At 66.2% G+C, this 25,130-nt stretch carries 21 protein-coding genes; 8 read left to right on the top strand and 13 right to left on the bottom strand.

What is annotated here, in order from left to right; all coding sequences use genetic code 11:
- Positions 1-159 precede the first annotated feature (159 nt).
- Positions 160-960, top strand: a complete 801-nt coding sequence (locus Q0L25_RS18790; RefSeq protein WP_296616942.1) for a FadR/GntR family transcriptional regulator — start codon at positions 160-162, stop codon at positions 958-960.
- Between the two features lie 47 nt (positions 961-1,007).
- Here the strand turns inward: Q0L25_RS18790 and Q0L25_RS18785 are convergent, their stop codons facing one another.
- From Q0L25_RS18785 to Q0L25_RS18750, 8 genes are read right to left on the bottom strand one after another with little or no spacing between them, the layout of a single operon-like run.
- On the bottom strand, positions 1,008-1,730 hold the full coding sequence (locus tag Q0L25_RS18785) for an SDR family oxidoreductase (RefSeq protein ID WP_296616940.1): 723 nt from the start codon (positions 1,728-1,730) through the stop codon (positions 1,008-1,010).
- An 11-nt stretch (positions 1,731-1,741) separates the two neighbouring features.
- Entirely contained in the window at positions 1,742-2,791 is a 1,050-nt protein-coding gene (locus tag Q0L25_RS18780) for a Gfo/Idh/MocA family oxidoreductase (protein ID WP_296616938.1), read from the bottom strand.
- Positions 2,788-3,957, bottom strand: a complete 1,170-nt coding sequence (locus tag Q0L25_RS18775) for an extracellular solute-binding protein (RefSeq protein ID WP_296616937.1) — start codon at positions 3,955-3,957, stop codon at positions 2,788-2,790. Before Q0L25_RS18775 ends, Q0L25_RS18780 begins: the two co-directional genes overlap by 4 nt.
- The gene (locus Q0L25_RS18770; protein WP_296616936.1) at positions 3,957-5,117 is read right to left on the bottom strand and encodes an ABC transporter permease; all 1,161 of its coding nucleotides are present in this window, start codon (positions 5,115-5,117) and stop codon (positions 3,957-3,959) included. The genes Q0L25_RS18775 and Q0L25_RS18770 overlap by 1 nt, the downstream gene beginning before the upstream one ends.
- Positions 5,114-6,616 carry a sugar ABC transporter ATP-binding protein gene (locus Q0L25_RS18765; protein ID WP_296616934.1) on the bottom strand — a complete coding sequence of 501 codons (1,503 nt, stop codon included), beginning with the start codon at positions 6,614-6,616 and terminating at the stop codon, positions 5,114-5,116. The genes Q0L25_RS18770 and Q0L25_RS18765 overlap by 4 nt, the downstream gene beginning before the upstream one ends.
- Positions 6,598-7,599: a sugar ABC transporter substrate-binding protein gene (locus Q0L25_RS18760; RefSeq protein WP_296616932.1), complete on the bottom strand. Its 1,002-nt coding sequence runs from the start codon at positions 7,597-7,599 to the stop codon at positions 6,598-6,600. The genes Q0L25_RS18765 and Q0L25_RS18760 overlap by 19 nt, the downstream gene beginning before the upstream one ends.
- Before the next feature lie 3 nt (positions 7,600-7,602).
- A complete protein-coding gene (locus Q0L25_RS18755; protein ID WP_296616930.1) occupies positions 7,603-8,052 on the bottom strand; it encodes a MaoC/PaaZ C-terminal domain-containing protein in 450 nt (149 codons plus the stop codon).
- Entirely contained in the window at positions 8,049-9,233 is a 1,185-nt protein-coding gene (locus Q0L25_RS18750) for a CaiB/BaiF CoA-transferase family protein (protein ID WP_296616928.1), read from the bottom strand. Before Q0L25_RS18750 ends, Q0L25_RS18755 begins: the two co-directional genes overlap by 4 nt.
- 120 nt (positions 9,234-9,353) lie before the next feature.
- Between Q0L25_RS18750 and Q0L25_RS18745 the strand changes: the two genes are divergently transcribed.
- On the top strand, positions 9,354-10,463 hold the full coding sequence (locus Q0L25_RS18745; protein WP_296616926.1) for an extracellular solute-binding protein: 1,110 nt from the start codon (positions 9,354-9,356) through the stop codon (positions 10,461-10,463).
- Complete coding sequence (locus tag Q0L25_RS18740; RefSeq protein ID WP_296616924.1) at positions 10,460-11,593, top strand: CaiB/BaiF CoA-transferase family protein; 1,134 nt, start codon at positions 10,460-10,462, stop codon at positions 11,591-11,593. The genes Q0L25_RS18745 and Q0L25_RS18740 overlap by 4 nt, the downstream gene beginning before the upstream one ends.
- A gap of 116 nt (positions 11,594-11,709) precedes the next feature.
- On the opposite strand, the gene Q0L25_RS18735 is transcribed toward Q0L25_RS18740, so the two are convergent.
- The gene (locus Q0L25_RS18735) at positions 11,710-14,424 is read right to left on the bottom strand and encodes a TonB-dependent receptor (RefSeq protein WP_296616922.1); all 2,715 of its coding nucleotides are present in this window, start codon (positions 14,422-14,424) and stop codon (positions 11,710-11,712) included.
- A 224-nt stretch (positions 14,425-14,648) separates the two neighbouring features.
- Between Q0L25_RS18735 and Q0L25_RS18730 the strand changes: the two genes are divergently transcribed.
- The 3 genes from Q0L25_RS18730 to Q0L25_RS18720 are packed head-to-tail and all read left to right on the top strand — an operon-like array spanning position 14,649 to position 17,953.
- Complete coding sequence (locus Q0L25_RS18730; RefSeq protein WP_296616920.1) at positions 14,649-16,229, top strand: aldehyde dehydrogenase (NADP(+)); 1,581 nt, start codon at positions 14,649-14,651, stop codon at positions 16,227-16,229.
- Positions 16,226-17,197 (top strand): AraD1 family protein, encoded by a 972-nt coding sequence (gene araD1 / locus Q0L25_RS18725; RefSeq protein WP_296616918.1) that lies wholly within the window; start codon positions 16,226-16,228, stop codon positions 17,195-17,197. Before Q0L25_RS18730 ends, araD1 begins: the two co-directional genes overlap by 4 nt.
- 42 nt (positions 17,198-17,239) lie before the next feature.
- Positions 17,240-17,953, top strand: a complete 714-nt coding sequence (locus Q0L25_RS18720; protein ID WP_296616916.1) for a FadR/GntR family transcriptional regulator — start codon at positions 17,240-17,242, stop codon at positions 17,951-17,953.
- Positions 17,954-17,997: 44 nt separating this feature from the next.
- Here the strand turns inward: Q0L25_RS18720 and Q0L25_RS18715 are convergent, their stop codons facing one another.
- Entirely contained in the window at positions 17,998-19,794 is a 1,797-nt protein-coding gene (locus Q0L25_RS18715) for an IlvD/Edd family dehydratase (RefSeq protein ID WP_296616914.1), read from the bottom strand.
- 178 nt (positions 19,795-19,972) lie between these two features.
- Between Q0L25_RS18715 and Q0L25_RS18710 the strand changes: the two genes are divergently transcribed.
- Positions 19,973-21,259 carry a sugar MFS transporter gene (locus tag Q0L25_RS18710; RefSeq protein WP_296616911.1) on the top strand — a complete coding sequence of 429 codons (1,287 nt, stop codon included), beginning with the start codon at positions 19,973-19,975 and terminating at the stop codon, positions 21,257-21,259.
- A 194-nt stretch (positions 21,260-21,453) separates the two neighbouring features.
- Here Q0L25_RS18710 and Q0L25_RS18705 read toward each other — a convergent pair whose 3' ends face one another.
- Both Q0L25_RS18705 and Q0L25_RS18700 read right to left on the bottom strand, forming a co-directional pair.
- Positions 21,454-22,290, bottom strand: coding sequence for a ThuA domain-containing protein (locus Q0L25_RS18705; protein ID WP_296616910.1), 837 nt, complete (start codon positions 22,288-22,290; stop codon positions 21,454-21,456).
- A 39-nt stretch (positions 22,291-22,329) separates the two neighbouring features.
- Positions 22,330-23,253 (bottom strand): Gfo/Idh/MocA family oxidoreductase, encoded by a 924-nt coding sequence (locus tag Q0L25_RS18700; RefSeq protein WP_296616908.1) that lies wholly within the window; start codon positions 23,251-23,253, stop codon positions 22,330-22,332.
- A gap of 185 nt (positions 23,254-23,438) precedes the next feature.
- On the opposite strand from Q0L25_RS18700, the gene Q0L25_RS18695 reads away from it, so the two are divergent.
- On the top strand, positions 23,439-24,263 hold the full coding sequence (locus Q0L25_RS18695; RefSeq protein ID WP_296616906.1) for an aldo/keto reductase: 825 nt from the start codon (positions 23,439-23,441) through the stop codon (positions 24,261-24,263).
- A 79-nt stretch (positions 24,264-24,342) separates the two neighbouring features.
- Here Q0L25_RS18695 and Q0L25_RS18690 read toward each other — a convergent pair whose 3' ends face one another.
- On the bottom strand, positions 24,343-25,119 hold the full coding sequence (locus Q0L25_RS18690) for an alpha/beta hydrolase (protein ID WP_296616904.1): 777 nt from the start codon (positions 25,117-25,119) through the stop codon (positions 24,343-24,345).
- Between the last annotated feature and the right edge of the window lie 11 nt (positions 25,120-25,130).

The following is a 25,130-nucleotide window of genomic DNA, read 5'->3' as shown; positions in this document are numbered from 1 at the left end:
ATCACGCTATCGTCCCGCTCGCCGAGGACCAAGTAAATTAATCATACGAATTGTCGCTTGGCGGGGGCGCGTGCGGTTGCTTTATGCGTCGTCGGCGTCATAGTCGGCGGGGGAAGAAGAACATGGGGACAAGCGCTATCGCATTCCGGACCTCGGTCGATGTCTGACCGCGAGATGCCCTATCAGGGTCGAGCCCGCGCCGCCTCGCACAGGCCGGCAAGCCCGATGGAAGCCGAGATCAGCTTCCACAAATTCAACCGCAAGGCGCGCTCGAACCACGACCAGGTCGCCCGCGCCTTGGGCATCGAGATCATGTCGGGCGTCTATCCGCCGGGCACGCGCCTGCCCCACGAGGCCGATGTGCTCGAGCGGTTCGGAATCTCGCGCACCGTGCTGCGCGAGGCGCTGAAGACACTGACCGCCAAGGGGCTGATCGCGTCAAAGTCGCGGGTCGGTACCAAAGTGCTCGACGCGACGCATTGGAACCTGTTCGACGCCGACGTGCTGTCGTGGAAGGTTGCGCAGGGTTTCGACGAGAAATTGAGCAACGACCTGGCCGAGATACGGCGAGCGATCGAGCCGCGCGCGGCTGCGCTCGCCGCGGAGCATGCGGATCGCGACGTCATCGCTCAGCTGCGCCGCTGCATCGCCGACATGCGCGCCGCGACCGACAGCCGGCGGCAGTTCGCCGAAGCCGACCTGGAGTTCCACCGCGCGATCGGGGCCGCGTCGGGCAACATGCTGATGCGCGCCCTGTCGGCGGTGATCGAGACCGCTCTGGTCGAGTCCTTCACCTTGAGTTCGCCGGTCCGCAATCTCGCCCAGCACGAGACGGTAGTGCGCAAGCACGAACGGATCGTCGACGCGATCGAAGCGCGCGACCCCCATGCCGCCGCGGTGGCGATGGACGCCGTGATCGTCCGCGGCGTGGGGGACGCGGATGCCGGGCTGGTGACTTGATCTGCCCCTTGGCCCCCTTCAGTACAGGGAGGGGAAAGGACTCAACCTCAGATGCTCCACCCGCCGTCGATGATCTGCACCTGTCCGGTCGTGTAGGTCGCCCCCGCCAGATAGACGACGAGGTCGGCGATCTCCTCGGGCGAACCGATCCGGCCGATCGGCTGGCGCGCGATGAAGGCGGCGCGCGCGCCGTCATAATCGCCGCCGGCGGACAGGCGATCCTGCAAGGACGGCGTCTCTACCGTTCCCGGGCAGATGGCGGTGACGCGGATGTTGCTGCCGACGAAATCGGCGGCGATCGACTTGGTCAGCCCGACCACCGCCGCCTTCGTCACCGAATAGGCGAAGCGATTGGGCACACCCTTCACGCTCGACGCCACCGACGACATGTTGATGATCGCGCCCCCGCCGCGCTCGACCATGCCCGGCAGAACCGCCTGACAGGTCCGCGTCATCGCGACCACATTGAGCCGCCATGCGAAATCGAGATCGGCGTCGCTCGTCTCGAGCACCGTTCCGCCATGAACGACGCCCGCGCAATTGAACAGCACGTCGATCGTCTCGCCGGCGAGTGCCGCGACTGCTTCGGGGTCGAGCACGTCGAGCCGGCGCGTCTCGATCCGCTCGCCGGCCAAACCTTCCAGCCCCGCTTCGTTGACGTCGGTCGCAATGACGCGCGCGCCAGCCGCGGCGAGCGCTAGGACCGAGGCACGGCCGATGCCTTGTGCCGCGGCGGTCACGAGGGCGGTCTTTCCGGTCAGGTCGATCAACGTCTGGGTCCTCAAGGTTGGGGGATTGGAGTGCCGGGCACGATGCCCGCGCTATAACAGGCTTCTACCAGCGCCATAGTGCGCCAGGCGTCATCGACGCGCGTGGCAAGCACCGTGTCCTCGCCCGCGGCGAAACGCTGGAGATTGGCCATCGGGCCGATGAACGCGTCGGGAAACCAGGCGCCGGCAAGCGCGACTTGCTCCCAGGGCCCGCCACGCCGGGCCAGCCAGAGTTCGTCGGCTTCGCCGGCCGGATAGTCGAGCAACACGCCCAGCTTGGCCTGCGCCGCGCCGTCGGCACCCTCGACCCGGAAGCTCGCTTCCTGGTGGCGGCGGCCGAAATCATGATGGTGGTTGATCGACAGGAGCACCCGGAGCCTGTCGCCATAATCGAGCAGGATCGACGTCCGCGTATCGGCCAATTCGCTCGACGGATGACCGAAGCTGCGCGCGAACACGCCTTGCGAATCGCCGATCAGCGCGCGGATCGTGTCGAGATAATGGATCGAATGGCTGACGATCTCGACCCGCGGATTGGGCTTGAGGTGCGGGAACAGATGCCAGGGGGTGACGAGGTTGATGCGCACCTCGACCTCGACGAGTTCGCCCAGCCGGCCTTGGCGGATCGCATCGGCAATCGCGAGCATCATCGCCGAATAACGCAGTTGGAAATTGACAGAGGCGGTCAGCCCGCGCGCCTGCGCCGTATCGCGGATGGCGGTCGCTTCTGCGAGGTCGAGCCCCATCGGCTTCTGCAACAGCACCGCCGCCCCTTTGGGCAGCGCCTCAAGGATCGCGCGGTGCGCAACCGGCGGCGCGGCGACGTCGAACACGGCGTCCGCCCGTGCCGCTTCCTCGATTGAAGCGAAAACATGCGGCACGTCCCATCGCGCCGCGAGCGACCGCGCGCGGCCCCGATCGAGATCGAACAGGCCGGAGACCTCGAATCCCGCCTTGCGATAGGCGGGCAAATGCGCGTCGGCGACGATGCCGCCGGTACCGATGATCACGATCGGCCGCGGCTTCGACGGAATCGGCCATTGCTGCTGGAGCGCGGTCATGACGTCGCCCTCGCCTGTGCATCGGCGAGCAGGTCGGCGGTCGTGCGGTCGGTCGTCACCGCCGCGGTCATCAGGTCGTCGACGATATGGCTGATCCGTGCCAGATCGGCCGTCAGCGGCATCTCGCGGGCATGTTCGTGGAGCCATTCGAGCTTGTGGTAATAGGGCATGCGCGCATTGATGTCGGGATCGATCCAGGTCGAGCGCCGCACCCCGATCGCGCCTTCGGTCGTGGTCAGCCGATCCATTGGCGCCGTCGCGCAATGGCGCAGGAAGTCCCAGGCGAGTTGCTTGTTCGCCGACCCCGCCCCGATCGCCAGCACCCAGAAGACATTGAGCGACACGCTGCGCCCGCCCGGCCCCGCCGGCAGCGGTGCGACATCGACCAGCCCGCGCACCTTGCTGTCCGCGGCGGTGTCGGCATAGGCCGCGAAGCCGAACCAGTTCGCCATCAGCGCGACCTTGCCCTCTGCGAACAGGGCACCCGATTGGACGCTGTCGAGCGACCTGCAGTCCGGCGCGATCGCCTGTTGGTCGGTCGCCAGCGTTCGCAGGAAGTCGAGCGCGGCATGCGCGGCCGGCGAGATGAAATCGGGTCGGCCCGCAGCATCGAAAACTTCGCCGCCGCGCGACCAGATGTGGATGCAGAAATCGTAGAAGCTGTTGTGGCCGTCGGGGAACAACGCCAGCACGGTGCCGTAGCGCCTGCTGGCGGGATCATGGTGCTGTCGCGCGAGGGCGTGAAATTCCTCCCACGTTGTCGGAGGTTTGGCGATCAAGTCCTTGCGATAGATCAGGCATTCCGGACCATCGTGATAGGGCATGGCCCAAAAGCCGCCATCGAACCGCTGCAGCCCGGTCAGCGACGGGCTCCAGGCGTTAGGGAAGTCCGCGATCGGCGCGCGGGCCATGTGCGGCGTCAGATCCTCGAGCAGACCGTCGGCGACCGCCTCGGCCAGCCAATCGGTGTTGAGGAAGGCGATGTCCCATGTGCCGGTCGCGAGCCCGCGCTCAGCGATCGCGCTTTCGTGCAGCGGGTTGAGGTCCATCGCCACCGCTTCGAGCTCGGCTTCGACGCCATGACTGCGCGTGAAATCGGCGAATTGCGCGGCGATCGCGCTTTCGAACGGTCCGAAGCGGCGAACCGCGATGCGGAGCTTCGTCATCAACCCGCCTCCGCCACGGCCGGCGCCTGGGGTGCCGTATCGACCGTAGCGCGGCGCGCCCGTCGGCGATCGCCGCCGACCGTGTAGATCGCCGCAGCGGCGATCACCACCGCGCCCTCGATCAGCCCCTGATAGCTCGCTCCGAGGTCGAGCACGTTGAACCCGTTGGTGAGGGTGAACAGCAGCAGGGCACCGATGACGGTCTTGAGCACGCTGCCCGCGCCGCCCAGCAGCGACGTGCCGCCCAGGATCGCGGCAGCGATCACGGTGAGCTCGGTGCCCTGAAGCGCGGTCGGGTTGATCGCACCCAACCGGCAACCGAACAGCACGCCGGCGAACCCGGCCGCTGCGCTCGACAGGACGAAGGCGCCGAGCTTGTAGGCGTGGACGTTGATCCCCGACAGCCGCGCCGCCTCGGCGTTGCCGCCGACCGCGTAGATGCGCCGGCCTATGACGGTGAAGCGCAGGACCGCCCAAACGGCGATGGTGAACAGCGCGAGATAGACGACGGGCGCCGCGACGGTGAAATCGCGACCCGCGAGCAGCGCCAACGCGCCGACGACAATGCCCGCCAACGCGTCCAGCGGCCGCTTCTTCCATGCCGCGAGCGCCAACAGCGTTGCCGCGAACAGCAGAGCCGCCCAGAAGATCGGCACGCGGGTGCTTTCGAACGCCAGCATCTGCTGGAGCACGTCGGGGCGTTCGACCATCAGCGAGCGTCCGTCGGTCAGCACCAGTACCAGCCCCCTGACCGCGGTGAGCGTGCCGAGCGTGACGATGAAGGCATTGATCCCGACGAACTGGACCACCGCGCCGTTGAAGATGCCGATTGCGATGGCGGTGACGATCGCGGCGCCGGCCGCCATCGGGAAGCCGATGCTTGGCGCCAGGCCGACCAACACTGCCGCGGCGAGCGCGGCAACCGAGGCCACCGACAGGTCGAACGCGCCGGTGATCAGCATCACCGTCATCGCCACGCCCATGATCCCGACCAAGGACGCCTGGTAGACGATGTTGCCGAGATTTTGCGGCGACAGGTAATTGGGCAGGCCGCGCGAGTGCGCGATCGCCGCAAGCAAGACGAGCAGGATCAGCAGCGCGTAATAGACGCCAGCCTCGCGCAATCCGAAGGTCCGGCGCCAGTCGATGGATCGGGTCATGCGGCGATTTCCGTTCTGGATTGGGTTCCACTGGCCAGCTGGATCAGCCCGGCCTCGTCGATCGTGGCAGGATCGACCTCGGCGACGATCGCGCCGTCGCGCATCACCAGGATGCGGTCGGCGACGGCCAGCAATTCCTCGAATTCGGAGCTGACCAGCAATACCGCCAATCCCCGATCGGCAAGGCGACGGACCAGCCGCAAGATATCGGTGCGTGCGCCGATATCGATCCCGGCGGTCGGCTCATCGAGCAGCAGCACGCGGGTGCGCGGGGTCAACCATTTGGCGATCACCACTTTCTGCGCATTGCCGCCCGACAGCTCACCGACCAAAGCGTCGGCGTCGGACGCCTTGATCGCGAGATCGTCGATCGCAGCCGTCGCCACAGCATGCTCGCGGCGCGGCGCGATCAGCCAGCCGTCATGCGGCAGCGCGATATTCTCGGCGATCGTCATGCCGGGAATGAATCCCTGTGCGGCGCGATCCTCCGGCACCAAGGCTATGCCCGCAGCCACCGCTTCGGCGGGATCGCGGCCTGTTCTATCGCCCCCGAGCAGGATTGTGCCTCGCGCCACGGGATCGGCACCGAAGATCGCGTGAAGCAATTCACTGCGGCCGGAGCCGAGCATGCCGGCGACGCCGACGATCTCCCCAGCCGCGATCGAGAAACGTGCCGGCTTGAGCTTGCCGGGCGAGGCGAGGTCACGGACGTCGAGTAAAGCGCCACCTGTCCGAGGTTGCCGCTCGACCCGTTCGAGCGCGGTGACCGAGCGCCCGGCAATCGCCGCCGCGATCGCTGCTTCATTCAAATCCGCCGTCCGCGCGCCAAGCACAGCGCGGCCGTCGCGCAGCACGGTGACTTCGTCGGTCAGCGCGACGATCTCGTCGAGAAAATGCGACACGAACAGCACCGCCCGCCCCTCGCCGGCCAGGCGGCGGATGGTGCGATAGACTTGCTCGCGCTCGTCCCCGGCCAGCGAGGCGGTGGGCTCGTCCATGATCAGCAAGGCAGGATCGCTCATCAGTCCTTGGGCGATAGCAACCATCTGGCGCGTACCGATGGGCAGATCGCCCACGATGGCATCGAGATCGAACGGATCGCCCAGCGACCGCGCGACCGCCGCGGCCCGATCGCGCGCGGCGCGGTCGATGCGCCATCCGCCGGCCTGTTCGAGCAGCATGTTCTCGAGCACCGACAATGTCGGGACGAGCGGGATATGCTGGTAGATCGTCGCGATACCGCCGGCGCGGGCGGCACGCGGATTCGTCCAGCGCGCCGTCTCGCCGCGCCAAATAATATCGCCGCCGCTCGCCGGGATCGCTCCGGCAAGGACCTTGATCAAGGTCGATTTGCCGGCGCCGTTCGCCCCAAGCAATCCATGGACGCTGCCCGCATGCACGGTCAGATCGACCCCGCGCAACGCGGCGGTGCCATTGGGCCAGACCTTTTCGAGCCCGCGCAATTGGAGGAGCGGCGCTTCTACCATTGCCCGACGCATTCGCCGATCGTCGCGCGCGTGACCGCGGGGATCGGATAGGTGCGGAAGCGCGGCGCGGCGCCGTTCTTGTCATGGAGCGCGGCGAACACCAGGGCGCCGAGCGCTTCCGGCTTGAAGCAGACGGTGCCGTCGACCGCGCCAGCCTTGATCGACGCGATGCCGAGCTTCGATCCGCCCACTCCGATCATCCGCGCCGGGGAGCCGGCAGCGCGGACCGCTCGCGCGCAGCCGATCATCATGTCGTCGGCCTCGTTGTAGAACAGGTCGATATCGGGATGCGCCGCGAGGATGTTCTGGCACGCCGCCTCGCCGCCCTCGCTGGTCCAATTGCCGGGCTGCGATGCGACGACGTCATAGCGTGCCCCCGCCGTATCGAGCGCCGCGCGGAAACCCCGCGCGCGCTGCTCGACCTCGGGGAACCCGGCGGCCCCTTCGATGATCGCGATCCGCGCCGGCCGGCCGCGCGGCAGCCAGCGCAACGCCAGGCTCCCCGCCGCGCGTCCCGCCGCCACTTCATCCTGCGAGGCGAGCGCGATGAGGCCCGGATAGACGTCCTCGACCGATCGCGTCTTGGGATCGCCGACCAGCGCCGCGACCGCCGCGATCGGCACGTTTTGCGCGTTGGCACGGCGCACCCAGCCCTGCGCGACGACGGAGTCGAGCGGCATCACCGCGATCCCGGCAACGTGCTGGGCGATCAGATCGTCGATATCGTTGGCCTGTTTCTGGACGTCGCCCTTGGCGTCGAGCACCACCGCGCTCGCCCCGGCCCGCGCCGCGGCGTCGCTGAATCCCTTGGCGATCGCGGCGGCAAACGGATAGCTCAACCCGACCGTCGACAGGCCGTAGCGCGGCCCGGCAGCTTTACCGCTCGAAACCACGCCCGCTTCCGCCCGCGCCGCCTGCCGCACGCCGGTCAGCGACGCCGCCGCCACCGCGGCGACCGCCACGCAGAGGATCGTCGGGATCGGGCGCAGCCGCATCGCTCAGTCCGCCGGGCGGCGCGCCACGAGATAGAGATGCTCGCACGCCAGCACGGTCTCGCCGCGCTGGTTGCGGATGTCGACCGCCTCGGTGACGACGCCATGCGATGTCCTTTTGGGATGGTCGCGCTTGTCGGCGATGCGCGTGATGGTCGTGATCGTGTCGCCGATATGCACCGGGCGGATGAAGCGCAGCCGGTCGTAGCCGTAGGACATTGCATGCGGGTTGATCGTCGTCGCGGTCAGCCCGATGCCGATGGCGAAGACCATCGTGCCATGGGCGATGCGCTGGCCGATGTCCTGCGTCGCGCACCATTCGGCATCCATGTGGTGCGGGAAGAAGTCGCCGGTGTGGCCCGCATGGACGACGAAATCGGTCTCGGTGATGGTGCGGCCGAACGACGTGCGCTCGCTGCCGATCTCATAGTCCTCGAAATATTGCTCGACGATCATTGGCCAAGTTCCTGGTCGATGGATGCGCGGTCGGCACCGAGCCGGGGTGCCGCGCGCGGGGACGTGAGGATCGCGCCATCGACGCGGATCGGGCAGCGGGTCAGCGTCAGAGCGGCGCCATCGGGCGAGCGCACCTGTTGCGTCGCATGGAGAGCGGCGAAAGCCGGCTCGGCTATCAGTGCCGGCCAGTCGAGGACCGGCGCCGCCCAGATTCCGGCAGGTTCGAGCAAGGCCAGCCAGTCGGCCGTCGCGCGTGTCGCGAGATGGTCGCGGATCAATGCCTTGATCGCGTCGCGATCGGGGAACCAGCGATCCGCCGGGAAATCCGCCAGCGCGGGCAGGTCGATCACCGCACCCAGTCGATCGACCGGCGTCATCGCCAGCGCGAGATAGCCGTCGGCGGTAGCGTAGATGCCGTAGGGCGCGGCGAGATAGACGTTGCCATTGGCCACGTCGCTGCGCGCCGGCATCGCGCCGGCGCGGTTGAGATATACCGAGAGATGTTCGAACTGGAGATCGATCGCGGTCTCGATCAGGCTGACGTCGACCCGCCCACCCTTGCCCGTCACACCGCGCCGCACGAGAAGAGCCAATATGCCCTGACAGAGCTGCGCGCCCGCCATCATGTCGGTGATCGACAGCCCCGCCGGCACCGGCGCGCCGCCGGCATCGCCCGACAACCAGGCAATGCCCGACAGCGACTGGACGAGGAGATCCTGTCCGGGGCGATCGCGCCACGGTCCCTCGGGACCGTATCCGCTGACGCCGGCATAGATCAGCCGAGGGTTGAGCGCGGACACCTGGTCCCAGCCCAGCCCGAGCCGGTCCATGATGCCGGGCCGGAAATTGTGGATCAGCACGTCGGTGCGCGCGATCAGTGCCTTTACCGCGGCGAGATCGCCCTCCTGCTTGAGGTCGGCGGTGTAGCTTTGCTTGCCGCGATTGATCGCGTGGAACAGCGCGCTGTCCTGGTCGAACGCCGTTTCGGCGAGGAACAGCGACCGACTGGCATCGCCTCCGTCGGGCCGTTCGACCTTGATCACCCGCGCGCCGAGATCTCCTAGGCGCAATGCGCAGGATGGACCGGCAAGGAACTGACTGAAATCGAGCACGGTGATGCCGTCGAGCGGCGACGCGTCGGGCGCTTCATTCCCGCCCTCGTTCCCCGCCGCCGCTTCCACTCGATCATCTCCTAAAAAGTATGACTATATTATCTTTTCTGAACTGCTATTGGCGTCGGTGTGGCGAGTCAACCGTTTCCCGAACGGGCGACGATTCAAATCGATGGAGCAAGGCGCAACATGCGCGGCATGACCTGGAATCATTCTCGCGGCATCGACCCGCTGGTTGCCGCATCGTCCGAATGGAAGGCGCTGACCGGCGAGACGATCGAGTGGGACCAGCGCTCGCTCCAGGATTTCGAAAGCTATCCGGTCGAGGATCTCGCGCGGCGCTACGACCTTATCGTGATCGATCATCCGCATGTCGGACAAGTCGCCACCAGCGGCTGCCTGTTGCCGATCGACGAGGCGATCGATCGCTCCACGCTAGAGGGGATCGCGACGGGCTCGATCGGCGGATCGTACGAGAGCTACACTTGGGCGGGACATCAATGGGCGCTCCCGATCGACGCCGCCGCGCAGGTACAGGCCTGGGTGCCGTCGCGGATCGCGGCACCGGTGACCGACTGGCGCGCGCTTGCCGCACTCGCCGCCGATGGGCGTGCCTCGCTTCCGCTCAAGCCGCCGCACAGCCTGATGAGTCTCTTCACCTTGTGCGGCCTCACCGGCGTGACGCTTGAGGACGCGGGCGACGACCTCTTTCCGGCTGCTGCCACGCGCGCTTATGATCTGCTCGCGACGCTGGCCGGACAGGTCGACGCACAGGCCTATGCGATGGACCCGATCGACATGCTCGAGGTAATGGCCGATCCCGCCGGCGAACTGGCAGTGGCGCCGTTGATTTACGGCTATGTCAGCTATTCGATCGACGGCTTCCGGTCGGAGACCGTGCGCTTCGCCGACATTCCGGCGCTCGGCAATGGCCCTACGGGATCGACGCTCGGCGGCACCGGCATCGCGGTGTCGGCCTATGGCCGCAATCCGCCCGCCGCGGCGCGTTTCGCCGCCTGGGTCGCCAACGGCAAAGCGCAGCGCGACCTGATCGCGCCGCACGGTGGCCAGCCCGGCCATGCCGATGCCTGGGACGCGGACAGCGTCAACGCCGCGACCAACGATTTCTATCGCGCCACCCGCGCGACGCTCGACCGAGCCTGGGTGCGACCGCGGCATGACGGGTATATGCCGTTCCAACATGCGGCGTCCGAGCGGATCAACCACGCGTTGCGCGGCGGCGAGCCCGCGGCCGAGGCGATCGCTGGTCTCAACCAACTCTATCGCGCAAGCCGATGACCGCACCGCTCGCCGGCCTCCTCGTCATCGACATGGCCCAGTTCCTGTCGGGCCCGTCGGCGGCGCTGCGCCTCGCCGATCTCGGCGCGCGGGTGATCAAGGTCGAACGGCCCGAGGGCGGCGACATCTGTCGCACCTTGTACCTCAGCGACACCGATCTGGCGGGCGATTCCACTCTCTTCCACGCGATCAACCGCAACAAGCAGAGCCTTGCCGCGGATCTCAAGGATCCGACTGACGCACGGCGCGTCCATCGGCTGATCGATCAAGCCGATGTCGTCATTCAGAATTTCCGCCCCGGCGTCGCCGATCGCCTGGGCTTCGGACCGGCGGCACTCCGCGCACGCAATCCGCGGCTGATCGTCGGCAGCATTTCGGGTTATGGCGAGGATGGTCCCTGGGCCGCCCTTCCCGGGCAGGATTTGCTCGCCCAGGCCGTGTCCGGAGCGATGTGGTTGAGCGGCAGCGCGTCGGATGGACCCGTCCCGTTCGGACTGTCGGTCGCCGACATGCTCGCCGGCCATATCCTGGTCGAAGGCATATTGGCCGCGCTGGTCCGGCGCGGGATCAGCGGCGACGGCGCGACGGTCGAGACCAGCCTGCTCGAGGCGATGGTCGACCTTCAGTTCGAGGTCCTGACCACGCATCTCAACGACGGCGGCCGCCTCCCACAGCGCGCGGCGGTCGACAACGCTCATGCCTATCTGGCGGCACCCTATGGCGTGTATCGGGCGAGCGACGGTTGGATAGGGCTGGCGATGACTCCGCTCGACCTGCTCGGACGGTCACTCGACCTTCCGCTCGCGGGGCGCGATGCCTTTGCCGAGCGCGATGCGATCAAGGCGGAGATCGCGGCACGGCTCGAGGACGGCACGACCGGACGATGGATCGATCGCCTGCGCGCCGACGGCATCTGGTGCGCGCCGGTCGGCGACTGGCCGACCTTGCTCGGCGAAGAGGCGTTCAGGCGGCTCGATATGCTCCAGCGCGTCGCGCGCGGCAGCACCCCGATCACCACCACGCGCGCGCCCGTGCGCGTGGATGGGGGGCGCGTCGGCGCTTCGACAGCGGCGCCCCGGATCGGCGAGCATAGCGACGCGATCATTCGCGAATTCTCGCTCGACGACTGAGTCGCGCAACAAGATGGGCGCGAACGGGAAGGTTCGCGCCCAGTCGGAGGTTCGGGAAGTTGCCGGCCGAACCTCCGCCCTGCGCGAAGGCCCGGCTCGGTGGAGTTGGTCCGGGTTCAGTATTTGATGCGCACGCCGACCATGAACTGACGATCGTCGATCGTGAACTGACCCGGTTGCGTCGCGACCTGGTAATATTGCTGGATCTGCGTGCGGAGGATGTTCTGCGCATCGAACGTCAAGGTGAAGTGCTTGCCGACGTCCACGTTGAGCGAGGCATCGAGCCAACCATACCCCTTGGTGTAGACCGGGAACACATAGGAAACTGTCGTTCCACCCGGCGGCGTGTAGCCGCCGGCCAGGATGCTCGACAGGAAACTCGACCGGTAATTATAGGCAACGCGCGCCGAGACGCCGTATTTCTCGTAGATGCCGGCAATGTTGAAGCTGTTCTTCGACAATTGCGTCAGTGGCGCGGTGAAGCCGACGAGCGAACTCGGCGCCTTGCTGTCGGCATAGGTGTAATTGGCCTGCAGGCCGAGGCCCGACAACGCCCCCGGCAAGAAGTCGAAGAACTGCTGGTAACCGACTTCGACGCCCTTCACCGTGCCCGGATCGGAATTGACCGGAAGCGAGACCGTGTAGCCGCTCACTCCGTCGATCGTCTGCCCAGGCGTGGCGCGCGTGAAGATGAACCCCTTTACCCGCTTGTAGAAGCCCGCAACGTAGAGCGAGCTCGACTTGCCGAAATACCATTCGAGCGACGCATCGGCGTTGGTCGAGGTGATCGGAGACAGGTTCGGATTGCCGCTCGACGCGGCGAGCTGGCCCGGCACCACTGTCACCGCCGGCGACAGCTGGCTGAAGTCCGGCCGCGTCAGCGTTTTCGAACCCGCCAGGCGAAGCTGCAGATTATGCGTGAGGTGGATGCGGATGTTCGCGCTAGGCAACCACTTGTCGTACGAATTGTCGACGATCACCGGATCGACGGCCTGCGGGCTGTCCACGACGTAAGTGGTAACGTTATTGACGGTGACCGCGTGCCTCCGCAGCTGGAAGCCGTTGATGCTGTCCTCGGTGCGGACCCAGCGCACGCCGACATTGCCGTCGACCACGTCGTTGAAGTTGAACTTCGCCATGACATAACCGGCGTAGCTCTTCTCGTCCGCGGCGAAGCCCGCGAGCTGATTGCTGATCGAATTGGGGTCCGGCGCGGCCAGGCCCAGAGCGCTCACCACCCCGCTGAAGTTGTTCTTCAGATTCGCTGGCAGTGCGTACGGATAGTTGCGCTGGAAATCCAAGCCCGAACCGACGCCGGAATAGAAATCGCCGAACTGGTTCGCGGTGAACAGCGAAGGATAGAGAGCGGGGTTGGTCGCCTTGGTCTGTCCCGTATAGCGCACCGGATTTTGCTGTGCGACGGCGCGGTCGGAGAAACGGAAGCCGACGTCGATCGCCGTCAGCGGACCTGCGTCGAACTTATATTCGCCGTCCAGGCGGCCGGCCCATTCGTGACCGACATAATGGTTTTCGTTCCGCGTCAGGCCGCCGACCGTGTAGTTCGAGATGTTCGACAGATCGAAGCCCGGCGTCGACGAGGACGGCGGATTGGTGCCGGCATATTGGGTGAACACCGGCGCGTGCGTCACCAGATCGAGTTCGGTGTACCAGAGGTCGCTCTTCGACTTGGTATAGCTGCCATCGCCGGTCAGCGTGAAATTGCCGCTGGTCCACTTGCCCTTGAGCGATAGCTGCTTGTTGACGTCGCGCAAGTCACGTTCCGTGCCGCCCGCCGTGATGATCTGGTTGCTGTAGCTGGCCTGGCTGACGTCGTTGGTGCTGCCGAAATAGCTGACGCTACCCGGGATGTACGCGGAACCAGCCGTCGGAATGTTCGCCGAATATTGCTGCTGATTGGTGCGGAAGCGCTGATATTGCCCTTCCAGCGAGAATTCGAGATTGGACGCCGGGCGCCATTGCAAGGCGGCATTGGCGCCGATGCGCTGGCGGTTGCCGTTGATCAGCACCTGATAATTGCCGTTCGGCGCGAAGACCGTGCGCGTGGGATCGATCTGGCTAGCCAGGCCGGGGACTCGCGGCGTCGGCGCGCCGGTCGAATCGAGATCCTGGCGATAGGAGCGCTCCTGATAGGAAACCGCGGCCAGCACGCCGATCTCGCCGATCCCGGTCTGCCACCGGTCCGACACGAGAAGCGACGCCATCGGCTCCGACTTCTTGATGCGGTCGGCATAGACGTTGCGCAGCGTGGCACTGACCGTCGCGTGCGCGAAATCGAACGGCAAATGGGTGCGTATGTCCACGGTGCCGCCCAGACCGCCTTCGATGAGGTCGGCGGTCGGCGACTTGTAGACGTCGATGCGGCCGATCAGCTCGGCGGGAAGATCCTGAAGATTGAACGTGCGGCCGCCACCGGCGGTGAAGGTTTCACGGCCATTCAGCGTGGTTTCGACCTGAGGAAGGCCACGGATGGCGATCGACCCGCCTTCGCCGACATCGCGCGACACCTGCACTCCGGTAATGCGCTGCAATGCCTCGGTCGCGTTATTGTCGGGAAGCTTGCCGATATCCTCGGCGACGATCGAGTCGACGATCGAGGCGGCATTGCGCTTGACGTTCTGCGCCGACTGAAGACTCGCCCGAACGCCGGTCACGACGATCTCCGCGGGAGCCGATCCATCGGCAGTCTGCGCCGGATCGGCCGCCTGGGGCGCCGGCGTGGCTGCGTCCTGCGCATGCGCGGTACCGGCTGCGAGGCCGATGATCATCGCGCCGAGCGCGACTCCACAACGAATTTGACCGGAATAGTTCATTCCTCTCCTCCCAGGCATTCGGCTTTCCGCCGCGTTTGATTTGTACTACTAATTAACGTCATATTGTATGATTATATGGTTGTCAATCCCGCCGACAACGTAGCCGCCCCTCGGGCAAACCCGGCCTTACCATCTGATAAACCAAGATATTCGACGGCGCACCGAACAAGCTTGATGCCGCCGATCAACACCGCTAATTATGTCTGAGTTATTGGAGAGATTCCTTGATAGACGGTTCCATGCTGATCGGCGCCGAGGCGCGCCAGGCCGACACCCGCTTCAGCGCGGTGGATCCGGCGACCGGCGAGGCTTTGCGGCCCGATTTCTCCTCCGCCGGCGCCGAAGCGGTGGACGCGGCCTGCGCGCTGGCCGAAGCGGCCTTCCCAATCTATGCGGCGACGACGCCCGAGGCGCGCGGTGCGTTCCTCGATGCCGTGGCGCAGGCGATCCTCGACATTGGCGATGACCTGATCGTTCGCGCGATGCAGGAAAGCGGCCTTCCCCGCGCCCGGCTCGAAGGCGAGCGCGCGCGGACCGTCGGACAGCTCCGCCTGTTCGCGTCCGTCGTCCGCCAGGGCGACTGGCTCGACGCGACGATCGACCCCGCCCTTCCCGACCGTCAGCCGCTACCGCGCCCCGATCTTCGGCGGATGAATCTGCCGCTGGGGCCGGTTGCGGTGTTCGGCGCGTCGAACTTCCCGCTCGCCTTTTCGGTTGCCGGCGGCGACACCGCATCGGCACTGGCGGCGGGCTGTCCGGTCGTGGTGAAAGGCCATCCCGCGCATCCCGGCACGGGCGAACTGGTAGCACGCGCAATCGCCGCGGCGGTGGCATCGAGCGGCTTGCCGGCGGGCGTCTTCTCCTATCTTCCCGGTGAGACCAACGCGCTGGGCGCGGCGCTGGTCGCCGATCCGCGGATCAAGGCGGTCGGCTTCACCGGCTCGCGCGGCGGCGGGCTGGCACTGGTCCGGATCGCGGCGGCACGCGCCGAACCGATCCCCGTCTATGCCGAGATGTCGAGCATCAACCCCGTCATCCTGTTCCCCGCCGCGCTCGCCGCGCGCGGGCCGGCCCTGGCCGAGGCGTTCGTCGCCTCGCTGACGATGGGCGCCGGGCAGTTCTGCACCAATCCGGGGTTGGTCATCGGGCTCGACGGTCCGGAGCTCGACGCCTTCGTCGCGGCCGCCGGTCAGGCGCTCCAGGGCACCAGTTCCGCGACCATGCTGACTCCCGGCATCCACGCCGCGTTCGAGAAGGGTGTCGGCGCACTCGCCGGACATGACGCAGTGCGCACCGTCGCGCGCGGGGGAACGAACGGCGGGGTCAACCAGGCCGTGGGCGCGCTGTTCAAGACGAGCGCCGCCCAGTTCCTCGCCGATCCGGCGCTGGGCAACGAGGTATTCGGCTCGTCCTCGATCGTCGTGCGTTGCCGCGACACCGCCGAGTTGGCGAACGTCATCTCCGGGCTCGAAGGGCAATTGACCGCAACGATCCAGATCGACCCGGCCGACGAACCCGCCGCGGCCGAAATCCTGCCGCTGCTGGCTCGCCGGGTCGGCCGCATCCTGGCCAATGGCTGGCCGACCGGCGTCGAGGTCGCACATGCCATGGTTCATGGCGGCCCCTTCCCCGCGACCAGCGACACCCGCACCACCTCGGTCGGCAGCAAGGCGATCGAGCGCTTCCTGCGCCCGGTCTGTTTCCAGAATTTGCCGGCCGGCCTGATCCCCGCCGCGATCGGCGACGCGAATGAATGGGGAATTGCCCGCCGTATCGACGGCCAGCGCGAGGAGTCGCCGAAATGATCCGGTCCCTGGTCCAGTTCGACGACGGTGCGCGCGGCGTCGCGGCGCTGGGTGACGATGGCGCGCGGCGCGTGTCGGGTGCGACGACAATCCTTGCGCTGGCGGAGGAAGCGATCGCGACCGGCGTCTCGCTCGCGGACCTCGCCGGCGGGCGGCTCGGGGAGGCGATCGATCTCGGCAGCGTCCCCCTGCTCTGCCCGATCGACCATGCCGATCCCGCGCATTTGCTGGTCAGCGGCACCGGCCTCACCCATCTCGGATCGGCCGAGGGGCGCGACAAGATGCACCGCGCGGCGATCGAGAATCCGGCGCCGACCGATTCGATGAAGATGTTCCTGATGGGAGTGGAAGGCGGCAAGCCGGAGACGGGTTCGGTCGGCGTCCAGCCCGAATGGTTCTACAAGGGTGATGGCGCGATCCTGGCCGCGCCAGGCGCGCCGCTTGCCATGCCCGATTTCGCGCTGGACGGCGGCGAGGAACCGGAGATTGCCGGCATCTACCTGATCGCCCCCGACGGCGCGCCGGTCAGGATCGGCTTCGCGCTCGGCAACGAATTTTCCGACCATGTCACCGAACGCGGCAATTACCTCTGGCTGGCGCATTCCAAGCTGCGCGCCGCCGCGCTCGGCCCGGAATTGCTGCTCGGCGAGTTGCCCGAAGATGTGCGCGGCACCAGCCGTATCCTTCGCGACGGCACGGTGATCTGGGAGAAGCCGTTCGTCTCTGGCGAGGCGAACATGTCGCACAGCATCGCCAATCTCGAGCACCATCATTTCAAATATGCCGGCTTTCGCCGCCCCGGCGACCTGCATGTCCATTTCTTCGGCACCGCGACTTTGTCGTTCAGCGACGGAGTGCAGACCGAGCCGGGCGATGTGTTCGAGGTCGAAGCACCGCCCTTCACCCTCCCGGCCCGCAACCCGCTCGCTCGGGCGGCGGCAGTGCCGATCGCGGTGCGCAGCTTGTGAGCATTGTCAGCCGGATCGCGACCGCATAGGCTGGGACGGTCGATGGATGACGACCGTCCCCCTCCCGCGCCACGCATCCATGGTACGATCGCGCGCAAGATCGGCATCGAGATCGTCGGCGGCATCCGCAGGCCGGGCGACATATTGGACGGCGAGATCGAGGCGAGCGAGGAGCTCGGCATCTCGCGCACTGCCTATCGCGAAGCGATCCGCATCCTGGCCGCCAAGGGGCTGGTCGAAAGCCGGCCCAAGGCGGGGACGCGAATCACGTCGCGCAATCGCTGGAACCTGCTCGATCCCGATATCCTCGCCTGGACGTTCGAGGGCGAGCCCGACACCCAGTTCATCGTCGACCTGTTCGAGCTGCGCGAGGTGATCGAGCCAGCTGCCGCCGCGTTCGCGGCGCAACGGCGCAGCGAGCAGGACCTGGCCGAAATGGCCGACGCGCTCCATGGCATGGAAGTCTTTGGTTTGGCCGACGAGCGCGGGCGCGCCGCCGACCAGCGTTTCCATCGCGCCATCCTGGCCGCCGCGCGCAACGAGCCGCTGACCGCGCTAGCCAGCACCGTCGGCGCGGCAGTGAGTTGGACCACCAAATTCAAGCAGCGTCAACGCGGCCTGCCGCGTGACCCGCTGCCCGATCACCACCGCGTCCATGAAGCGATCGCGGCGAAGGATGCGGAGGGCGCGCGGCGTGCGATGACCGACCTGCTGCGGCTGGCGCTGACGGATATGGAATTGCCGGGTCGAAAGTGAGGCCAAAGGACGCCCCTCCCTGCAAGGGAGGGGAAATTGGAGTGTCAATGATTGTCGCGCGGCAGGCCCTTGGTCTGGGCAATGCGCTGATAGGCCTCCGCCCCCTCCAGGATGGCGCCGCTGCCGAGCTGGCCGACCACCGCGCGCTGGATCTCCTGCCACGGGGTTTGCGATGCCGGATAGCGATAGCCGCCCGCTGCTTCCAGGGCGCGGCGCCGCTCGGCGAGTTCGGCATCGTCGATCAGCACGTCGGCGGTTCCGCGCTGGAGGTCGATGCGCACGCGATCTCCGCTGCGCAGCAGCGCCAGCGCACCGCCCGCCGCGGCCTCAGGCGACGCGTTCAGGATCGAGGGGCTGCCGCTCGTGCCCGACTGGCGGCCGTCGCCGATGCAGGGCAAGGCATGGACGCCGTCGAGGATCAGGTGCGCAGGCGGGCGCATGTTCACAACCTCGGCCGCGCCCGGATAGCCGATCGGTCCCGCGCCGCGCATCACCAATAGGGTCGCGGGCGTGATGCCGGTGGCGGGATCGTCGATCCGCGCATGATAATCCTCCGGCCCGTCGAACACCACGACCGGGCCTTCGAACGCGTCCGGATCGTCGGGGTCGGACAGGTAGCGCTCGCGAAATTCCGCCGAGATCACGCTGGTCTTCATGATCGCGCTGTCGAACAGATTGCCCGACAGGACGACGAAGCCGGCATCCTGCATCAACGGATCCTCGAACCGGCGAATGACCTTCTCGTCCTCGATCGCGGCGTCGCGGCAATTGTCGCCGATGGTGCGGCCGTTGGCCGTCATCGCGCCCTCCGCGATCAACCCGTGCTGCATCAATTGCGCGACCACCGCGGGGACGCCGCCCGCGCGGTAATAATCCTCGCCGAGATATTCGCCGGCGGGCTGGAGATTGACCAGCAGCGGGACGGCATGACCATGGTCCTGCCAGGTCTTGAGCGGCACATCGACGCCGATATGGCGCGCGATCGCGGTCAGATGGATCGGCGCGTTGGTCGATCCGCCGATCGCCGAATTGACCGCGATGGCGTTGAGGAAAGCGTCCTTGGTGAGGATGTCGGAGGGTTTGAGATCCTCCGCGACCATCTCGACGGCACGCTTGCCGGTGCGATAGGCGACTTCCTGGCGGTCGCGATACGGGGCCGGAATCGCCGCCGATCCGGGCAGCGCCATGCCCAGCGCCTCGGCCAGCGAGTTCATCGTCGTCGCGGTGCCCATCGTGTTGCAATAGCCGGTCGAAGGCGCCGACGAGGCGACCAGGCGGATGAATTCGGCATCATCGATCTCGCCGGCCGCGAGCATCTGCCGCGCCTTCCAGACGATCGTGCCCGACCCGGTACGCTCGCCCTTGTGCCAGCCGTTGAGCATCGGCCCGACCGACAAGGCGATCGCGGGGATGTTCACCGTTGCCGCCGCCATCAGGCAGGCCGGCGTCGTCTTGTCGCAGCCGATCGTCAGAACCACGCCGTCGATCGGATAGCCGTACAGCGTCTCGACCAGGCTGAGATAAGAAAGGTTGCGGTCGAGCCCGGCGGTGGGACGCTTGCCCGTTTCCTGGATCGGATGGACCGGAAATTCGAGCGCGATGCCGCCCGCCTCCCGTATCCCCTCACGCACGCGTTCTGCCAGCACGAGATGATGGCGATTGCACGGGCTGAGGTCGGACCCCGTCTGCGCGATGCCGATGATCGGCTTGCCCGATTGCAGCTCCTCGAGACTGAGACCGAAGTTCAGGTAGCGCTCGAGATACAGCGCGGTCATGTCGACATTGTCGGGATTGTCGAACCAGGCGCGGCTGCGGAGCTTGGGCATTTTGTCGAAGGGCATTCAGGGCTCCAGAGGAGAATGAGCGAGGTGCAAGGCGGCCGCGAATGTCATGAATCTCAAGTCTCTACGCATGCCGCCCCTCCTTTCGATGCCAACCGGATTGACCGCGGCACGAGCGATATATAATCAGACAATTAGCAAACACACAAGCTTTGCGCTCGTTTGAAGGAAGAGGAAGATGGCAGGTCCCGCGGCAACTACCCCGCGTCAGCAGGTCGAAATGCCGGCGGGCGGCAGCTACGGGCCGGCACTCGCGCTGCTCGCCAGCCTGTTCTTCATGTGGGGTTTCATCACGGTCATCAACAACACGTTGCTGCCGCACCTGAAGAGCGTCTTCGAACTCAATTACCTGCAGACCACGTTGATCGAATCGACCTGGTTCGTCGGCTATCTCGTCGCCTCGATTCCGGCGGCCAAGCTGATCGAGCGGATCGGCTATCAGAAAGCGCTCGCGGTCGGCCTCGCGGTGATGACGGTGGGATCGCTGGGCATGATCCTGGCCGCCAGCCTGCCGTCCTATGGCGTCACCCTCGCCTCCCTGTTCATCGTGTCGTGCGGCATCGCGTTGCTCCAGGTCGCCGCCAATCCCTATGTCGCGGTGATCGGTTCGCCCCAGACGGCCGAGGCGCGGCTCACCCTGGTTCAGGCGTTCAACACGGCCGGCGACGTGCTGGCGATCGTGTTCGGCCGATATCTGATCCTCGCTCGCACTACCGCCGGCACCTCGGCCGAGGGCGTCCAGCTGAGCCACGCGCAGCGCATGGCCGACGCGCAGGCGACCGAGCTTCCCTATCTGATCGTCGCGATCGTGCTTGCCGTGCTGACCGTCATCATCGCGCGCGCCAAGCTGCCCGCGCTGGGCGCGGCGACGCAGCGTGCCAATGCCGAGGAGCGCAGGCATCTGTCGCTGTGGAAGCACCGCAACCTGATCCTCGGCTGCGGCGCAATCTTCCTCTACGTGCTGGCGGAAATTGGTGTCGGCAATTTGTTCATCAACTTCGCCTCGCAGCCGCACATCGCCAACATCACCCACGAGCAGGCCGCGTTCTACCTGACGTTCGTATGGGGCGGGATGATGGTCGGCCGCTTCGCCGGCGCGTGGATCATGCGCCGGTTCAAGCCAGAGAGCGTCCTCGCGGTGTTCGCTGCCGGCGCCTTGCTGTCCGCGCTCGGAGCCACTTTCATACAGGGTCCCGCGGCGATGTACGCGCTGATCCTGGTCGGCCTATTCCACTCGATCATGTTCCCGACCATCTTCGCCTTGGCGATCCGCGGACTGGGCCCGTTGACCGAGGAAGGTTCGGGGCTGCTGATCATGTCGATCGCGGGCGGCGCGCTGGTTTTCGTCCAGGGTAGCGTCGCCGACAATTTCGGCATCCAATGGGCGTTCATCGTCACGGCTCTGTGCGAGCTCTATGTGCTCTATTACGCCCTCTGGGGGAGCAAGCCGGCCAAGCCGGCGTAGAGTTTGTTTCAGCGAAGCTGAAACGGTCGCGGTGCCGCCCTCCGCAGCCATTCCAACGATGCTACGCATCGCCGGAACCTTGGGCTTCTGCGCCCGCTCCCCCACCCGGCCTCCCATAGAATATCCTGATTGGGAGGTCGGGTGGGGGAGCGGGCCGGCACCGTGATAGCGAAACTGAAAACGATTCTAGCTCTTCAGCATTTGCGGCCGGCGGCCCAGCGGATCGCGCCGGCGATCAGCTTGCGGTGGAGGGGTTCGGCATAGGTCTCGGCCTTGTGGCCGAGCGCGGAGAAGAACATCCTTCCTTTGCCGATACAGCGCGTCCAGATGATCGGATGCGGACTGCCCATCCGCACGCGCTCGGGGAACGGTTCGTAGCTGGTCTCGTCGAGCGTCGCGAGGATGCGCGTGCCGTAACCGGTCGGTACCCGATCGAACGAATACCATTCCTCGGTCCGTACCCATTTGGCCGGCAGGTCGCGGGTCGCCGGGTTGCTGCGGTCGATCACGTCGATCGTCCCCTGCTGGAATTGCTTGGGCCGGCCGGTATGACCGATGAACTGCGCGCCGATCAGCACTTGCGGATACCAGGCCCAGTCGTAGCTCGGGTCGCCGCCCGCGCCGTGAAGCAGCACGACCCCACCGCCCTGCTCGATCCAGGTCTTGAACGCCGCGCGCTGCTTGTCATCGAAGATCGTTCCGCTCGTGCTGTTCAGCACGACGACCGAAAATCTGGCGAGGTCGCGGGGATTCATGACCGCGGCATTCTCGGTCACGAATATGTCGTACCCGATGCCCCGAACGATCTCGCCCACAGCCTTGTTCGCCGCCGCGATCTGATCGGGATCGCGAAAGCCGTTGGTCTTGGAGAGAACCAGCACCGCGCCTTTGCGCAATGCCGGGACCGTCGGCGGGACGGTGTCCATGACCGGCGTCGGCCAGTTGCGCGGATCGCGCGGCGGAGACGCGTCAGGCGCCGGAGCGGTGGCCTGGAGCGCGATCGCCAACACCAGTGCAGCACGCAACATCATAGCCTCACTCCCCCAATCTTTCCCGCCGTCGCCGGACTCTCACCACTCGAATGCATCGCCGGTCGTACGATCCGCGATCAGGAACGCATCCGCCACGAGCTGAAGCGGCCGCAAGTCGACATCGCTTTTCCCCGTCGCGACCAGCTCCGCGAAGCGACGATAAAGGCTGGGATATTCGGCGTCCTTCGCCTCGCGCGGCGGCTCGCCGGGAAGGCACAGGATCGAGCCGCCCATCGACAGCACCAGCGTGCCGGCATCGGTATCGATCTCGATGTCCCAGGTCTGTGGGCCGGTCTGCAGGAAATCGAATTCGGCGGATACCGGGACGGCGCCCGCCGACAACCCCAACGTCGCCTTGAGCGGTCCCTGTCGCCCGGCGGGAACGGTGATCGTCGCGGCGTCCACGTGCCAGGGATCGGGCAGGATCCGGGTCGCGATCGAGAGGGCATTGATGCCGGGATCGAACACGCCGAACCCGCCGGCTTCCAGAATCCAGTCCTGCCCGGGATGCCAGCGGCGGATGTCCTCGCGCCACGTGATCCGCACCGCATCGATCCGCCGCCCCACGAGCCAGGCGCGCGCCGGCTCGACACCGGCTGCTTCGCGTGAATGCCATGTCGCGAACAGCACCACGCCCTTCGCTTGCGCCAGTTCGGCCAACGCGACCGCTTCGGAAACGGTCGCGGCGGGCGGCTTTTCCATCATCACGTGCAACCCCGCCTCGATCGCCCTGCGCGCCTGATCGAACCGGCCACGCGGCGGGGTGCAGAGCGATACGGCATCGAGTGCGACATCGCTGTCGAGCATCGCCTCGATCGTGGGAAAGTTGGCGACGTCGTCGAGCGTCGCGTTGCGGCTGGCAATCGCGACAAGATCGAAATCGGGGTCCGCGGCGAGCGCCGGTAGATGCTGATCCCGCGCGATCTTGCCGAGTCCAACCAGTCCGATCCGCAACTTCTTCATGCCTGCTCCATGCCCAAATAAATACTCATACATATTCCTACCGATCGGCCGTGCTGCTAGCAACCGCGTATCGGCAAGGCCGGGCCGCCATTCGCTGACACCACGCGATGCCCCCTTGTAATTAATCATACTATACGATTGGACGTGGCACTTCTATATCGCCGGCACCCCTATCGGAGTCCGAGATGCCTCAGCCTTTCATCACCCTCAATGACGGCAGCGAAATCCCCCAGATCGGCCTCGGCACCTATCAAGCGGCCGCAGACCGTACGGCAAAGATGGTCGAAGCGGCGATCGGCATCGGATACCGCCACATCGATACGGCGATGATCTATCGCAACGAGGCGGGAGTCGGAGACGGCCTGCGCGCCAGCGGCGTGCCGCGCGAAGAGGTCTATATCACCACCAAATTGTGGAACACCGACCAGGGCAGAGACTCGGCGCGCGCTGCTTTCAACGCCAGTCTCGATCGGCTGAAGCTCGATTATGTCGACCTGTACCTGATCCACTGGCCGGTGCCCGCGCGCGATCTCTACGTCGAATCGTGGGAGACTCTGATCGAGCTGCGCGAGGAAGGGCTGGCACGCGCTATCGGCGTCTCCAACTTCCTGCCCGACCAGATCGATCGCCTGATCGAAGCGACGGGTGTCGTGCCCGTCGTCAATCAGATCGAATGCCATCCGGACTTTCAACAGGTTTCGGCGCGCGCCGAGAATGCGAAAAGAAAGGTCGCCGTTCAATCCTGGAGCCCGTTGGGACAGGGAGAGCTTCTCGGCAACGCGGTGCTGAAGGGCCTGGCGGAGAAGCACGGTCGTACCGTCGCGCAGATCATCCTGCGCTGGCATGTGCAGAACGGCCTGATCGTCATACCCAAGACCATCAACGAAGACCGGATGCGCGAGAACCTCGACATTCTGGCGTTCACGCTCGATGCCGACGATATGGCGAAGATCGCGACTCTCGACGATCCCGAGGGGCGGATGGGCCCCAACCCGCTGACGTTTGAATGACCCTGGCGGGTGTCGATTAAGGCGGCGAACGCGGGCGTTCTTCGCCTCCCCCAGGGCCAACCGAGGTCTCCGTTTAGGTTTATCCGCCTTGTCCGGCGGCTTCCAGAATGAGCCGGGTGATCTCGCCCGGATGAGAGATCAGGGAGAGGTGACTTGCCTTCACTTCGATGGTCTTCGCCCCCATCCGCTTGGCCATGAAGCGTTCGAGGTCGGGGTTGATCGTTCGATCTTCGGTCGACACCGCATAGAAGCTCGGTTTCGATCGCCAGGCAGCATGCGTAGTCTTTCCCGTCAGCAAGGCCTTCTGGAACGGCTGCTGGACGGCATAGAGGATCCGGGCCTTTTCCTTCGGCAGGTCGCCCGCGAAATCGCGCAGGAACGCCGCTTCGCTGAGGCGCCCCTCATCGCCGTCATAGACGATCCCGGCGGAAGCCGGCGGCGCCGGATAAGTCTTCGCCAGGGCCGTATAATCCTCACCGGCGTCCGGCGCCCGCGCCGCCACATAGACGAGCGCGGAGACCTTCGGATGAACGCCGGCTTCCGTGAGGATCATCCCGGAGAAGGAATGACCGACAAACACCGTCGGACCGTCCTGCCGGTCCAGCACGCGCTGTGCCGATGCGACCGCTTCGGGCAACGTCGTCAGGGGGTTTTGCACGGACGTGGCATTGAGCCCAGCTGCCTGCAGCCGCGCGATCACTTCGGACCAGCACGAGCCATCGGCGAACAGCCCGTGCACGAGGACGACATTGCGCGCCTTGGTCGAGACGGGGATCGCGGCCGCGTCGCGAGTGACGACCAGCGGAGCGGCAGCGCCGGCAACCACTCCGGCAGCGAAGGTTCGCCTGTTTATCATCTCGATTCTCC

Origin of the sequence: Sphingomonas sp. (genome assembly GCF_024508665.1) — a bacterium.
Classification (GTDB): domain Bacteria; phylum Pseudomonadota; class Alphaproteobacteria; order Sphingomonadales; family Sphingomonadaceae; genus Sphingomonas.
This window is presented reverse-complemented; position numbering and strand designations above follow the sequence as displayed.

Bases quoted from the DNA above. Each gene is read 5' to 3' on its own strand.
- Q0L25_RS18790 (WP_296616942.1), top strand. From the start codon at position 160: ATGTCTGACCGCGAGATGCCCTATCAGGGTCGAGCCCGCGCCGCCTCG.
- Q0L25_RS18780 (WP_296616938.1), bottom strand. From the start codon at position 2,791: ATGACCGCGCTCCAGCAGCAATGGCCGATTCCGTCGAAGCCGCGGCCG.
- Q0L25_RS18775 (WP_296616937.1), bottom strand. From the start codon at position 3,957: ATGACGAAGCTCCGCATCGCGGTTCGCCGCTTCGGACCGTTCGAAAGC.
- Q0L25_RS18770 (WP_296616936.1), bottom strand. From the start codon at position 5,117: ATGACCCGATCCATCGACTGGCGCCGGACCTTCGGATTGCGCGAGGCT.
- Q0L25_RS18765 (WP_296616934.1), bottom strand. From the start codon at position 6,616: ATGCGTCGGGCAATGGTAGAAGCGCCGCTCCTCCAATTGCGCGGGCTC.
- Q0L25_RS18760 (WP_296616932.1), bottom strand. From the start codon at position 7,599: ATGCGGCTGCGCCCGATCCCGACGATCCTCTGCGTGGCGGTCGCCGCG.
- Q0L25_RS18755 (WP_296616930.1), bottom strand. From the start codon at position 8,052: ATGATCGTCGAGCAATATTTCGAGGACTATGAGATCGGCAGCGAGCGC.
- Q0L25_RS18745 (WP_296616926.1), top strand. From the start codon at position 9,354: ATGCGCGGCATGACCTGGAATCATTCTCGCGGCATCGACCCGCTGGTT.
- Q0L25_RS18740 (WP_296616924.1), top strand. From the start codon at position 10,460: ATGACCGCACCGCTCGCCGGCCTCCTCGTCATCGACATGGCCCAGTTC.
- Q0L25_RS18735 (WP_296616922.1), bottom strand. From the start codon at position 14,424: ATGAACTATTCCGGTCAAATTCGTTGTGGAGTCGCGCTCGGCGCGATG.
- araD1 (WP_296616918.1), top strand. From the start codon at position 16,226: ATGATCCGGTCCCTGGTCCAGTTCGACGACGGTGCGCGCGGCGTCGCG.
- Q0L25_RS18720 (WP_296616916.1), top strand. From the start codon at position 17,240: ATGGATGACGACCGTCCCCCTCCCGCGCCACGCATCCATGGTACGATC.
- Q0L25_RS18715 (WP_296616914.1), bottom strand. From the start codon at position 19,794: ATGCCCTTCGACAAAATGCCCAAGCTCCGCAGCCGCGCCTGGTTCGAC.
- Q0L25_RS18710 (WP_296616911.1), top strand. From the start codon at position 19,973: ATGGCAGGTCCCGCGGCAACTACCCCGCGTCAGCAGGTCGAAATGCCG.
- Q0L25_RS18705 (WP_296616910.1), bottom strand. From the start codon at position 22,290: ATGATGTTGCGTGCTGCACTGGTGTTGGCGATCGCGCTCCAGGCCACC.
- Q0L25_RS18700 (WP_296616908.1), bottom strand. From the start codon at position 23,253: ATGAAGAAGTTGCGGATCGGACTGGTTGGACTCGGCAAGATCGCGCGG.
- Q0L25_RS18695 (WP_296616906.1), top strand. From the start codon at position 23,439: ATGCCTCAGCCTTTCATCACCCTCAATGACGGCAGCGAAATCCCCCAG.
- Q0L25_RS18690 (WP_296616904.1), bottom strand. From the start codon at position 25,119: ATGATAAACAGGCGAACCTTCGCTGCCGGAGTGGTTGCCGGCGCTGCC.